Source organism: Treponema putidum (genome assembly GCF_000755145.1).
GTDB lineage: Bacteria > Spirochaetota > Spirochaetia > Treponematales > Treponemataceae > Treponema_B > Treponema_B putidum.
The window spans coordinates 64,726-77,776 of record NZ_CP009228.1 but is presented as its reverse complement, the minus strand read 5'-3'; the positions used below and the strand labels follow the sequence as shown (position 1 = coordinate 77,776).

The following is a 13,051-nucleotide window of genomic DNA, read 5'->3' as shown; positions in this document are numbered from 1 at the left end:
GTAATGCTTAAAGAAGATTTGATTGAAAAAAGCCCGATGAGAAAACTTGAAAAAGCCCTCGGCGGCGGCTTGGCAGCAGGTGAGGTAGGTGTTGTTACATCAAAAAAAGGTGTGGGAAAAACATCTATTTTGGTTCAGTTCGGTTTGGATAAACTCTTACAGGACAAGCCTGTTGTTCATATATCGTTCAGTCAGCATGTAGACTATGCCATAACTTGGTATAACGATATGTTTAACGAGCTTGCAAAGAAAAAGAATCTCGGTAATGCTAAGGAAGTAAAGGCCCAGGCTTTTGCAAAGAGGATTGTCTTAAACTTTAATCAAGACACTGTGAGAACTACCCAGATTTTAAAGACAATCAGAGCTTTGTCTGAGGGTGGTTCAAAGCCGTCAGTAGTTATGATTGATGACTTTAACTTTGCCAAAGCCCTGCCTGAGGCAATGAAGGAAATGAAGGCCTTCGCTAAAGAAATGGGTATTGCCGTTTGGTATACGGCTGCGGCAGATGTTACTTCATTTGAAGTTGATGAGAGCTTGAAAAAATATATTGACGATATTGACGTACTTTTATATCTTGAAAATGACGGAGATTTTATAAGGATAAGGGCCTTAAAAGAGCATGGAAATGGAGCTTCAGATACAGGTTCTTCTTTTGATGCCAGAACCATGCTTTTGAGCGAAAAATAAGTCATCTACTGGATTTTATAAGACTAGAGTGTCTATACAAAAAGCCGTGAAAGGTTTGCCCTGCACGGCTTTTTTATTTTCTGTTGATTATAAAGAGTATAAGAGCAGGTTTACCAGACTAATTTCCTTTTTACTTCAACCTTTGATACACCGAAAAGCCTTTTAATTTGTTCTTTCTTATAATTTGAATTGGAAAGTTTGTTATATTCATCCGCTACTTTTTGGAGGTCTTCGTCCGATTCGGTATAAACCGCATAGGCCGCAGCTGCACGGAATGCTCCGCTTTCCAATAGTTTATCAATGTCCTTGTTTGAATTTTTAGAAAGTCTTGCCTTATCTACTATGGCTGAATTTCCGTCATATCCTATTGTATTTATAAAATCGTTTATTTCCATAACATCTCCAAGTATAAAATAAAGCCGATCTTATTTTAAAGACCGGCTCCGTTTTGGATTTTATCGGCATTATACCTTTGTAAAGCTTTCTTTTCCTACTCCGCAAAGTGGGCATACCCAATCATCAGGTATATCTTCAAATGCCGTTCCGGGTGCAATTCCTCCATCAGGATCGCCGACAGCCGGATCATACACATATCCGCACAAATCGCATACATATTTGTCCATAATCATACTCCTTAAGTTATGTCTTTATGATTTACCATATTGCTTTATACATAATACAATATTTTTACTTAATCGGCAAGTAATTTATTTAGATTTTCGGATAAATTGATTATATTCTTGTTTGAAGGATCTAAAGCAACGACTTGGCCAAGATAATATTTTGCCTTTTTATAATCTTTAGTTTTTAAATACCATTCATACATCGCAAAAAGAGAATCTTTGTTTCTTGGATTGGATAAAAGACTTGATTGTAAAAAGTTTAAGTACTCCGTATCATTACTTTGCACCAATTTTGCATTATAATAATATAAGATTGATTTTAGCTCCGAATCGGCTCCTTTAAGTTTTTGATTTATGATTTGATTTATGCTTTGGTAATCTTTTGCAGCGTATAAAGAATTAATATAAAGGTTTATAAAGGCATTTGAAGGAGTTTTTGTATTTGTATAAAGCTGTTTTGCAAGGTTTAAGGCTTGTGTAGATTGACCTGCCCCTAGATATGCTGTTAATAAAAGTTCCTTGTTAGAGTCTGTAGGATATTTGTTGACTAAATCTTCAGCCGAATTTACAGCTTGATTCCATCTTCCGTTATTTATATCGTTTTTTACCAAGAGTGCAAGAGCTGCCGTGTTTTCGGGATAACCGTCTAAGACCTTTTTGATAAAAAAATCGGCAGTCTTATTATCGATTTTTATTGAGGCTTCAAAGCAAATTTCCGCACAGGATAATAGAACATTAAAATCTTCAGGATAGTATTTATAAGCCTCAGTTAAAAATTCTGAGGAACGGATAAGATTTTTATTCCATTCCCTTGTAAGCCGTGCACGGTATAAAAGATAATCTTTTGATGTTTTATTCTTTGTGGAATAAGCATCTAAAAGGGCGTTTGCCTTTAAGTATTCTTTTTGTTCTATTAAGATTTTTACGCGCAAAAGCAATGCTGAAATGTTTTCCGGTTCTTTTTTTAGAACGAATATAATATTTTCGGAAGCCTTGTCAAAGTCATTTTTTGCTAAATAGGCTTTAGCATATAAGAGCTTAACTTCCGTGTTGTCATTGTATGAGGAGTTGAGAGTATCGGCTATTTTTAGGGCTTCGTTTCCGTTACCCGATTCTGCTGCAAAATTTCCGTATTTAAACCCCGCAGGGTAGCATGAAGAGTCAATCTTCCATGCCCTTTGATATAAATTGACGGCTTCTGTAAGGCTGTTTGTTTTCTCTTTTAGTAAGGCTAAAAGGTAATAGGGCAATACGGATTCCGGTCTTAATTCTTGGGCTGAACGGAGTCTTGCCTCTATGTCATCCGCATAGGGTTTTAGCGCCGCATCGGAAAAATCTTCATAGGTTAAAATAAGAGCCGGTATTATAAGACTTAAAAACCCGTCTTTTTTGGTCCCGGACGGATAAGTTCCGGTCTTTACATCTCTTAGAGCTTTTAAATAGGGGTCATCTTCATTGGATACCGGCGGTTTTATACCGTTTGTTTCAAGGGGATAAACCAGATACATAATATCGGCGATGACTTTAAGATAAAGCTTATTTTCGTTTGTGAGGCCTTTGCTGTCATTTTGGATATAAAGGACTGCTTCCTTTAAACTTGCCGGGCTTCCTTTTTCTATTAGGGCAGCAAGATTAGCGTCAAGCCTCTTTTCGGCGAGCTCATTTTTTCCGGGAAGGGAGAGAATTGTTCCTTCTCCTATGGGTTTTAAATTACTCCCGTTTTGTTCTATTGTAGCTATTTTGCTGTCATCAGCTGCCGATTTTGTACTTACACACGAAAAAAAGGTAATACAGCATATTAGAATCGTAAAATACAGTAGAGAACAAAATTTGACTGTTGTTTTTTTTAAGTAAAAGCTCACGCTTTTATTATAATATATTTTAATAAGATTGCCAATATCTTTTAGCAATCTTAATTGAGAATTTTCATTGCAAATTTTTTTTAAGCTATGATAGCATTATTTTAGTGATTGGAGGAAAAATGCAAAAAATTCTTATTCTTACCATATCGTCTCTTGTGGCGAAATTCTACAAAAACTGTCTGTTTGAAATATTCGGAGATTCGGTATTTATTAAAACAAAAAGCGTCGAATCCGATAATTTTGTATTACCCGAAAAAGCGGATGTGTACCTTGTCGCCACAACTTCCAGTAAATATTTTGATTATGTTATGTCGAATATCGACAAAGACAAGGCTGTGCTGGTGAGGCTTACTTTTAAACAACAAGACATTGAGCGTTTAAAAGCCTTAACTGCCGGAACAAAGGCCTTACTTGTAAATTTAAGTAAAAAAATGGCTCTGGAAACTATTTCCGATTTGTACCGTTTGGATGTTACAAACATCAACTTTTACCCATGTTATCCCGGGCAAAAGAATATACCGGAAGCGGCTTTGGCTGTAACGCCGGGCGAGCAGAGGTTTGTTCCTAAAAATATTGAAACCGTAATCGATTTGGGGAACAGGTATTTAAACGCAAATACGGTTACCGAAACAATTCTTAAACTCGGCAGGCGGGAAATTTTAAAAAGCGAAAAATATGAAAATTATATATCGCAGTTGGCCGAACGGAGCTACAGTATCGAAACGCTCACAAACAAAAATTTAAGTATCGAAAATACGTATCAAATGCTTATAGAATCCCTTGATGTCGCCGTTATAGGAATCGATGCGGAAGGAAAGATTTTCGTATGTAACAATGCTTTTTCTAAAATAATGAACATTGACCGTTTTGAACTTATAAACGGCAATTTTAAAACGGCCTTAACCGGTATCTTTGAACACTTAAAAGAAGAAAATACTACAAAGAAAATCTCAAAGATTATCCGCATTCATAATTCTAACTTTGTTCTAACCGTTATCCCTTTTTTTTGGGAAAACGAATATGCCGGAAAATATATTTTGCTCCAACTGTTCAGTGAAACGGAAAAAACGCAGCACCGCCTTAGGATGCAGCTTATGAAAAAAGGACATACCGCAAAATACTCTTTTCAAGACATAATCGGAAACTGTGCGTCCATTACCAAAATAAAAGAGATTGCAAAGAAAGCCGCCCTCTCCGATGCTTCAATCCTTTTAACCGGCGAAAGCGGTACGGGGAAAGAGCTTTTTGCCCATTCCATTCATAAAGCATCAAAAAGGGCTTCTATGCCGTTTATTGCTTTGAACTGTGCTGCCTTTCAGGACAGCCTTTTGGAAAGCGAGCTTTTCGGTTATGTTGAAGGTTCTTTTACGGGAGCCAGAAAGGGCGGAAAGCTGGGGCTCTTTGAATATGCTCACGGAGGAACTCTTTTTCTTGATGAAATAGAAGGAATGAGTGCTAATCTTCAGATAAAACTTTTACGGGTTCTTCAAGAAAAAGAGATAATGAGAGTAGGCGGGAACCGTATAATAAAAATAGATGTAAGGATAATCGCTGCCTCCAATGAAAATATTAGAGAACTCACCTTTCAGAATAAATTTAGAAAAGATTTATATTACCGATTGAATACGATACCTATCGAGGTGCCGCCTCTTAGAGAAAGAGAAGAGGACGTTTTACTTATAGCTTATACCATTATGGATAAAATAAAAGCCGATTTTACACTGTCGCCGCGCGTTAAAGAGTTTTTTTTAAAATACCGATGGGAAGGAAACATAAGGGAGCTTTATAATGTTCTTGAATATTTAAAATATTTGGATGAAAAAGAAATTGAAATTGAACACTTGCCTAAATATATCAGAGATTTTGAACCGTTAGGTTTGTTAAGAGATTTGTCATGCAAGGAAAAAGAAATTTACATTCTTAAACTTTTGGAAGCGGCTCTCCCTTTAGGTTTCGGAAGAAGAAAAATTTTAGAAAAATGCAGGGCTGATGATTTATGTATTTCAGAAAATATGATACGAAAAATTCTTTCATCTCTTGAAAAAAAAGGCTTTATATATGTAAATGATGGCCGCTGCGGCACAAAAATAACCGATAGGGGTATCAAGTATCTTAGGAGTTTAGACTTTTGATAGTGATGATTTAGGACTCTGTTCCTTCATATTTTTTTTATTTTAGTAGTTTTTTTATAAATTGTCTAGTAAACGCATTTTTATTGTCATTTTTAAAAAAACTTTTTGGGTTTGCTTAGAATCCTTCGGAATAGAGATGTCCTTAATATTTAATGGGATTGAAATGGGTTAATTGGGTTAAGCATCCCATTTATTGATTTATTTGTTTCTATAAAATGTTATAAAAATATCTTATTTTTCACTAAACCGTAAAGTTTTCCAATGGCCCTTATCTTGGTATGTTTTTTGCTTAATACAATATAAACTATCATTTTGGAGTAAAGTTATATGAAGTATGATTTTGACGAGATAATTGATCGTTCTTCAAACTTTTCGGCAAAGGTTGAAGAATCTTATTTACATTACGGTACTAATGATGTGATTCCATTATGGATAGCCGATATGGATTTTAAAACAGCTCAGCCAATAATAGATGCAATTATTGACAGAGCTAAGCAGGGGATTTTCGGCTATACTTTTAGGCCGGATGAATATTTTAATTCCATTGCCGATTGGCAGATTAAAAGAAACAATTATAAACCGGACACTGCACTTATGGCTTTTGCTCCGGGAGTTGTTCCCGGCATGCGTTTTATTCTTCAAATGTTCAGCGCGGAAAATGATAGAATTATGATAACGACTCCTGTCTATCATCCTTTTACCGACATAGTTTTAAATACAAAAAGAACTCTTGTAAATGTTCCTCTCGTAAATGAAAAAGGTATTTACAAAATGAACTTTGAAGATATTGAAGCTGAGTTTAAAAAGGGGATTAAGTTTTTTATATTTTGTAATCCTCATAATCCCGTCGGCCGTGTTTGGACAAAAGAAGAACTTAAAACTTTAACTTCGCTTTGTTTAAAATACAGGGTAAAAATAATTTCGGATGAAATCCATTCCGATTTGATATTTTCAGGTTATAAGCATATCCCGATCGCTTCTATTTCGAAAGAGGTTGAAAAAATTACCTATACGATGATAGCTCCAAGTAAAACTTTTAATCTTGCAGGTTTACAAGCCTCTACAATTATTTTTCCCAATGAGGAAGAAAAAAATCAATATGTTTTTAATCTAAAAGAAATGGATATAGCGCGCAATAATTGTTTTAGTCTTGTTGCAACTATTGCCGCCTACAGAAAAGGAGAAGATTGGCTTAATCAAGTAATCGAATATATTCACGGCAATATGGAATTTATATACGAATATTGTAAAAATAAAATTCCCGTTTTAAAACCGAATATACCTGAAGCTACCTATCTTTGCTGGATAGATGCAAGTGCTCTAAAAAATGAATGACGATGCTTTACAACAATTTTTTGTAGAAAAAGCGGGTGTTGCTTTTAGTAAGGGAAGTGATTTCGGTAAAGGCGGAAGCGGTTTTGTCCGTTTAAATGCTGCCGCTTCAAGACGGGTAATTGAAAAGTCTCTTATGCAGCTTGATGCTGCAATAAAAAAATTTTTATAGGAGTATGATAAACATTCCGGCTTGAAATACAAGCCTCCATGTTTATCTGCCGAGTTTGCCTTTCGGCAAACATCGCATTATTGTATGTAGTTTTGCATAAAGCAAAACTACTTGAAAAAAATTTTTTTCGCAAATTGATATTTGCTGCAAAAAATTTTTATAGGAGTATGATAGGGGGAAGTTATGGATGAAAGTAGGAGTTCAAAGAGGTACGGCTTTATAGCCTTTGTTCCGTTACTGGTTTTTTTAGCCTTGTATATCGGATTCGGTTTGTTTTTTACGGCTCAAGGTGTTCCAAAAGCCTTTAAACAATTTCCTCGGCACGTAGCACTTTTAATCGGTATCTTTATTGCGGTGCTTATGAACCGCAAGGAAAAATTAGATACAAAGATTGAAGTGTTTTCAAAAAATGCCGGCAACGAAGGAGTAATGCTCATAGGTTTAATTTACCTATTGGCCGGAGGATTTCAAGGAGCTGCAAAAGCCATGGGCGGAGTAGACAGTATCGTTAATTTAGGTCTTACGTATATTCCGAGTACTCTCTTAATTCCCGGCGTGTTTTTAATGAGCTGTTTTATTTCTACAGCAATCGGAACTTCAATGGGGACAATAGCGGCTATGGCTCCCATTGCAATAGGCGTTGCGGCAAAATCAAATCTTAATTTAGCCGTCGCCTGTAGTGCAGTAATAGGCGGCGCTTATTTCGGTGACAATCTTTCAATCATATCGGATACGACAATTTCAGCAACAAAGGGTGTCGGCTGCGAAATGAAAGATAAGTTTAGAATGAACCTGCTGATTGCTCTTCCCGCAGCTTTAGTTGCATTTATTTTATACGCAATTATGGGCGGAAAGGGAACAATTACCGGTGACCTTGAATTCCACTTAATCAGAATAATTCCGTACATTGTCGTTTTAATAACCGCTTTAACAGGGTTGAATGTTGTCGCCGTTCTTTTTATAGGCATTATTATGTCAGGTATCATAGGTTTTTTACAAGGTACATTAACCTTTATGACATTTGTTCAATCTTTAGGAGAGGGCATGGAAGATATGATGAGCATTACTATAGTTGCCATCTTAATCTCCGGTCTAATAGGCTTAATTAAATATTACGGCGGTATTGATTGGCTTATAAATAAAATAACTTCCAGAATTAAAAACAGAAAGGGCGCCGAGTACGGTATCGGTTTATTATCAGGACTCCTTTCAATCGCCTTGGTAAACAATACGATAGCTATTATCATTTCAGCACCGATCGCAAAAGAAATCGGGTTTAAATATAACATTTCGCCTAAACGGCTGGCAAGTTTACTGGATATATTTGCATGTGCTTTCTTGGCACTCTGTCCGCATGACGGCGGTATGCTGATTGTTACAGGCTTATCCGGTGTAGCTCCGACGGCAGTCCTAGCTCATTCGTACTATATTTTTGCCTTGATAATTGCAGCCGTTGTAACTGTTCAATTCGGCCTCTTGCGGACTAAAGAGGAAAAGGCAGCGATTTAAGGTTATCTTTAAAAAAAATTATAGATACCAAAACTGAGGTTTACCGGAACCGGATCTTACTTAAAATTTATCCCGTTTTTAGAGATTAAACTCTTTAAAGACGGGTTTTTATTTTTTAATAATATCTCACTAGACAATTTAAAGAAAATGTATTAAAATGATATATTAAATTCGAGGTAATAATGAAAATTCGGACATCAGTTAATTTGTTTTTAGCATTTACTTTGATTATTGCTATATGCGGAGCTTTAGTTTCGACTATTTATTATGTCAGGTCATACGTAGAAAAAACTTTTTACCGTAATATGTATTATCTTTTAGATTCGTCATGTTCCAAATTGCAAAGAGATCTTGAAAGCGGCTTAATGTTGTCAAGGAGCTTTGCAAATCAAGAAAACCTTATCCGCTGGTTCGAGTCTTATGAAAAAAATGAGCAAGACGGTGAGGATATAAGGGCTATGCTTTTAAAACTGTCAAATGAAGAAAAATTCAGTACCTGTTTTGCCGCTTCCAAATTAACAGGCTCTTATTACGTAGTTGATAAAAATAATATTATACGGGACAGTTTATCAGAAACGGATCCGGCTGATTCATGGTTTTATTCTCTTTTAAAAGAAAAAGAAGATATGTTTTATAATGTTGATTATAATAAAACCTTGGGAATTACAAATTTTTGGTTTGATTGCAAAATTTTTAATAACAGAGGAGAGGCTTTGGGATTTGCCGGACTTGCCGTCAATTTGGATAGTTCAATCGAAAATATGAAGAGCTCAATTCCAAGCATAAACTCATGGCTTGGATTTATAGATTCCAATAATGAATTTTTAATTTCTTCAAATGGAGATATGGCAGGAAAAAAAGTTACGGATATTACGGGAAAAAGCTTGCCCGTCGAAGATTTTTCCGGGCTTGAATATTACATAGATAAATATTTAGGAAAGGTTATAATTGCAAAAAAACAAATTGAGGGGCTTCCGTATTATATTGTACTTGCTTCTCCTATAAATGAATTTATTCCGCCGATGCTCTCAATTTTAAGACTTCCCATAATCTGGTCGGCAGCGATTCTTCTTATTGTAATTTTGTCAAGCAGATTTTTATTGGGATTTTTATTCGGCCGTTTTGCTAAAATGAATAAGGTATTTAATAAAATTGCCGAAGGAGATTTTACGATAAGGGCAGAAATTTCAAATGATGAAGTCGGACGCATAACTGCGGTTTTAAATAATGCAATCGAAAAAATTAGAGATGCACTTTCGAATATAGGAGAGCATACAAATAAAATGCAAAGTATAGGCGAAAGTTTATCGGTCAGTATGATAGAGTCTGCAGCTTCTTTGAACGAAATTACTGCAAATATTGACGGTGTTAAAAATCAAGTAATGATTCAAAACTCAAGTGTTGAAGATGCAGTACAAACTGTAAATGAGATTTCTAATACGATATCTGAACTTGATGAATGTATTGACAGTCAAGCTGAAAGTTTTATATCTTCTACTAAAGCTGTAGGAGAAATAGTTTCTAATATTGAGGGAGTGAGAGGAAAGGCTCAAGACAACTTAAAAGCCATTAAAGAGCTTGAGCAAACGACTCATCAAGGAAAGGAAACGGTAAAGTCTGTTGTGGATATTACACGTATTGTAACCGAACAGTCTGAGGGACTTTTAGATGCAATTTCAGTTATCCAAAATACTGCGAGTCAAACAAACCTTCTTGCAATGAATGCCGCAATCGAGGCAGCTCATGCAGGAGAATCAGGAAAAGGTTTTGCCGTTGTTGCAGATGAAATAAGAAAACTTGCTGAAGAATCCGGAGAACAAGGGCAAAATATCACAAAGGTTTTGGAAGAGTTAAAAAGCAAGATTGAAAATCTAAACGGTGCCGGTCCCCGTGTTTCCGAGCAATTTGAAAAGATAAGCTCTATGATGGACTTTATTTACAGGCATGAAGACGGAATGATCCGGACTATGAATGAACAGCTTAAAGATGCAGAGGCAGTTTTGCATGAGATAAACGGAATGGGAGAATTAAGTCAAGCCGTAAAAAAAAGTTCAGATGAAATGCTTGTCAGAACGGAAAAGATTTCTCAAGAGTTTAAAAAACTGTCTCTTCTTTCGGAAAAAATAACCCAAAGTATGGCAGAAATGGCCGTCGGTGTAGGGAAGGTAAATAAAAATATCCAAGAGGTAAACGATACTGCAAGACTGAATAAAGAGACGGCTTCCGGCGTTGCCTCTGAAATTTCAAAGTTTAAGGTTTAAGTTGAGAAAAATTATTTTTCTAAGTATAATTTTCTTCTGTATATTGGATAATAAATTATAAATATAATGCTTGTCAAAGTCCATGAGATAGGAAAGGCTAGAACAATCATTTCAATTACAGGGTTTATAGGAACAAATAAAAATATCCAAGCAATGCGGGAAACACAAACTCCGAGGAGGATTATTAACATGGGCTTAAAAGTTTCTCCGGTTGCGTGGATGGCTGCCGAAAAAACTTCCGTGAATATAAAAACCGTATAAAATGGTGCGAGAATGTGCATAAGCCTTTCGCTTATTGTAAGAACGCCGTAATCCTTTGAGTTAATAAAAAGTTTTCCCAAGGGAACATTCCAAAAATAAAGAATTACACAAACACTTCCTATTATAATTCCGGACATAATAAGACTTAATCGTACAACTCCGGTAATGCGGTCATATTTTTTTGCACCGTAATTTTGAGCAACAAAGGTTGCAACTGAAGAGGTAATAGCTTCAAGCAAAATCCAAACTAAAAAGTCCAACTTGCCGCAAACTGCCCAAGCCGCAATGTTGGTCGTGCCCGTACCGTTTACCGTCGCCTGAATTATCATATTTGCTATAGGAAAAAAAGCCGACTGTATACCGATAGGAAGTCCGAGCCTTGCAATCTTGATAGAAGAGAGCCTGTCAATTTTTATCTTGCTAAGGAGCAAGGGACAGCATCCCGTTTTTTTTGTGAGAACAAAAAGGATTATTACAGCACTTATAAGTTGTGAAATAACCGTTGCAAGAGCTGCCCCTCCTATTCCCCAATTAAAAATTCCTATAAAGATTAAGTCCAAAATTACATTTGATATTGAAGAAATTATAAGTGCATAAAAAGGAGTTTTGGAATTTCCCATTGCACGCAAAATTCCAGAGCCGATATTATAAAAAAGGGAGACTCCCATTCCTGCAAAATAAATTCTGACATAGCCCAATGTCATCTCAAAAATATCTTTAGGAACGCCCATCATAAAAAGAAGCATGGGAGAAATAAGAACTCCGATTATCGAAAGACTTATGCCCGCAATAAGGGTTAAGCCTATTGAAGTGTGAATTGCAGTAAAGAGTTCATTGATTTTTTTTGCACCGAATAATTGGGAGATAATAATTGTTGCCCCTGCCGAAAGTCCGCTAAAAAGATTTATCGGCAGTTTTAATAAACTTAAAACGGAATCAATGGCTGCAAGACCTTCCTTGCCTGTAAACTTCCCGACAATGACGGCATCGGCTGCCGTATATAAATGCTGAAAAAAGTTTCCTGCCAAAATGGGAAGAGTAAATATTATCAAAGTTTTCCAAATTACGCCTTCGGTAAGATCCAAGTCTTTTTTGTACATAGCCTTTTTTCCGTTTTGAGATTCCCTGCTAAAACCTTGGGTTACATAATAAGAATAAAATTAGAGCTTGTCAACGAAAGAACACCGTTTTGTCAAAACCGTTTTTTTTAATTTTAGGATATTATAAATTTGATAAAATTGATATTCCGACCCCTTGAATTTTTCTATATTTTATGCTATAATTAAATTATGGTAATGAAAATTTTTCGGCTATTTACAATTTTCTCTTTCCCGATATTTACGGAATAAAAATGACTTGAAAAATGTTAGCCTAGGTTTACCCCCCCCAATTTCTCTATTAAGTAAAATATCTCTAATTAAAGCTAGTAATACTTATTTTTCTCATATAGGTCAATTCTTTTTTGAAAATAAACCACAAGGGACGCAAAGATGCTCAAGTTTTTGCTCAAGCTCTTGCTTGAGTTGCGCAAAGGCTATAAATAAAATTTTTTCTCAATCTATAATCAAAAATAGTTTGTCAAATATGTTAAGGCTGCAAAAACAAAACAGTGTTTTTCACTTTATTTTATGGTTTTCTGCATTTTATACATAAATTTTGTTCATAATTATTTTTTCTTTATTTCTAGAGTTTAAAACGCATATACATAACTGTATTAATCGTCTTTGCAAATTTTTATATATGCGGTTTATTGTGCCGAGAGGAGGTTTTACATGACATGAGTACCGATATCTGCCTTGAACCATTGCGTTTTGCAAAAAATATGGATAATTGGCAACATCAAAGATCGATTTATCATACGGTTGTAGTAATCGATAAATATTTTTATTCAAACAGTTCGTTTGAAAATTTAATCCCCGTAAAGTATCCGAATGGTGCTGGAACGTGTATGTGAATACGCCTACAGGCGGGCAGGATCCTACGGGTGCTGTATACGGTTCTGACCGCGTCGAACGCGGCGGCGCCTATCACATCTTTGACGCTAACTTCGTCGCTCGTGCCTGGCGGGGCGACTACAAATCGGACCTTCGCGTCAGCTCTATTGGTTTTCGTGTGGCGTGCCGGCCATAAGTCGATAAAAAATGTACATCCTGTACATTTTTTATCTTAGAGTTTTGCCTGACAGCAAAACTCTCGAAGCTGTAACCACCGC

General features: G+C 35.9%; 12 protein-coding genes. 8 read left to right on the top strand and 4 right to left on the bottom strand.

The annotated features are described in order from the left end of the window. Window positions 1–3 precede the first annotated feature (3 nt). Window positions 4–687, top strand: coding sequence for a P-loop NTPase family protein (locus JO40_RS00360; protein ID WP_044977306.1), 684 nt, complete (start codon window positions 4–6; stop codon window positions 685–687). 110 nt (window positions 688–797) lie between these two features. Here JO40_RS00360 and JO40_RS00355 read toward each other — a convergent pair whose 3' ends face one another. The 3 genes from JO40_RS00355 to JO40_RS00345 form a co-directional block, all read right to left on the bottom strand. After that, complete coding sequence (locus JO40_RS00355) at window positions 798–1,082, bottom strand: hypothetical protein (RefSeq protein ID WP_044977305.1); 285 nt, start codon at window positions 1,080–1,082, stop codon at window positions 798–800. Between the two features lie 69 nt (window positions 1,083–1,151). Then, window positions 1,152–1,310 carry a rubredoxin gene (gene rd / locus JO40_RS00350; RefSeq protein ID WP_044977304.1) on the bottom strand — a complete coding sequence of 53 codons (159 nt, stop codon included), beginning with the start codon at window positions 1,308–1,310 and terminating at the stop codon, window positions 1,152–1,154. 68 nt (window positions 1,311–1,378) lie between these two features. Beyond that, window positions 1,379–3,172 carry a tetratricopeptide repeat protein gene (locus JO40_RS00345; protein WP_044979638.1) on the bottom strand — a complete coding sequence of 598 codons (1,794 nt, stop codon included), beginning with the start codon at window positions 3,170–3,172 and terminating at the stop codon, window positions 1,379–1,381. Window positions 3,173–3,291: 119 nt separating this feature from the next. On the opposite strand from JO40_RS00345, the gene JO40_RS00340 reads away from it, so the two are divergent. The 5 genes from JO40_RS00340 to JO40_RS00325 all read left to right on the top strand — a co-directional run bounded on the left by JO40_RS00340 (window position 3,292) and on the right by JO40_RS00325 (window position 10,578). Continuing rightward, window positions 3,292–5,304, top strand: coding sequence for a sigma-54 interaction domain-containing protein (locus JO40_RS00340; RefSeq protein WP_044977303.1), 2,013 nt, complete (start codon window positions 3,292–3,294; stop codon window positions 5,302–5,304). A gap of 327 nt (window positions 5,305–5,631) precedes the next feature. Next, on the top strand, window positions 5,632–6,639 hold the full coding sequence (locus tag JO40_RS00335; protein ID WP_201771186.1) for a MalY/PatB family protein: 1,008 nt from the start codon (window positions 5,632–5,634) through the stop codon (window positions 6,637–6,639). Further along, a complete protein-coding gene (locus JO40_RS14150) occupies window positions 6,632–6,808 on the top strand; it encodes a hypothetical protein (protein ID WP_201771185.1) in 177 nt (58 codons plus the stop codon). The genes JO40_RS00335 and JO40_RS14150 overlap by 8 nt, the downstream gene beginning before the upstream one ends. Before the next feature lie 183 nt (window positions 6,809–6,991). Continuing rightward, on the top strand, window positions 6,992–8,317 hold the full coding sequence (locus JO40_RS00330; protein ID WP_044977301.1) for a Na+/H+ antiporter NhaC family protein: 1,326 nt from the start codon (window positions 6,992–6,994) through the stop codon (window positions 8,315–8,317). Between the two features lie 182 nt (window positions 8,318–8,499). Then, a complete protein-coding gene (locus tag JO40_RS00325) occupies window positions 8,500–10,578 on the top strand; it encodes a methyl-accepting chemotaxis protein (RefSeq protein ID WP_044977300.1) in 2,079 nt (692 codons plus the stop codon). Window positions 10,579–10,589: 11 nt separating this feature from the next. On the opposite strand, the gene JO40_RS00320 is transcribed toward JO40_RS00325, so the two are convergent. After that, window positions 10,590–11,939 carry an MATE family efflux transporter gene (locus tag JO40_RS00320; protein ID WP_044977299.1) on the bottom strand — a complete coding sequence of 450 codons (1,350 nt, stop codon included), beginning with the start codon at window positions 11,937–11,939 and terminating at the stop codon, window positions 10,590–10,592. Window positions 11,940–12,616: 677 nt separating this feature from the next. Here JO40_RS00320 and JO40_RS13810 point away from each other — a divergent pair. Next, a complete protein-coding gene (locus JO40_RS13810; protein WP_158506557.1) occupies window positions 12,617–12,793 on the top strand; it encodes a hypothetical protein in 177 nt (58 codons plus the stop codon). Then, on the top strand, window positions 12,784–12,969 hold the full coding sequence (locus tag JO40_RS13280; RefSeq protein WP_144242213.1) for a hypothetical protein: 186 nt from the start codon (window positions 12,784–12,786) through the stop codon (window positions 12,967–12,969). Before JO40_RS13810 ends, JO40_RS13280 begins: the two co-directional genes overlap by 10 nt. The last annotated feature ends 82 nt before the right edge of the window (window positions 12,970–13,051 follow it).